The organism is Bradyrhizobium uaiense (genome assembly GCF_010811875.1).
In the GTDB taxonomy this organism is placed as follows: Bacteria; Pseudomonadota; Alphaproteobacteria; order Rhizobiales; family Xanthobacteraceae; genus Bradyrhizobium; species Bradyrhizobium uaiense.
On sequence record NZ_VKHP01001284.1, the window covers coordinates 1 to 207 of the forward strand.

1 protein-coding gene is annotated in these 207 nt (G+C 58.9%); it reads right to left on the reverse strand.

All coding sequences use genetic code 11. From position 1 onward, the window contains the following. On the reverse strand, window positions 1-207 hold a 207-nt coding region (locus tag FNJ47_RS49635; RefSeq protein WP_163163982.1), incomplete at both ends, for a transposase.

The following is a 207-nucleotide window of genomic DNA, read 5'->3' on the forward strand; positions in this document are numbered from 1 at the left end:
GCGTTCGGTGTTCGACTGGCACGCGGGCACGCTTCAAACGAGACACGTCGCTTGTCCAACTGTCAGGCAGAAAGAGACGTAACGCGACCATCACTGGCACTTCGCCGCGCGCAAGCGTCAAAGACACAAGCGTTTGGCAATTTGCCGTCTTGCCGAGAGCCGACGCGTATTGAGCTGCAACACCAACCGAGCGTTCGCCCTTCTTCG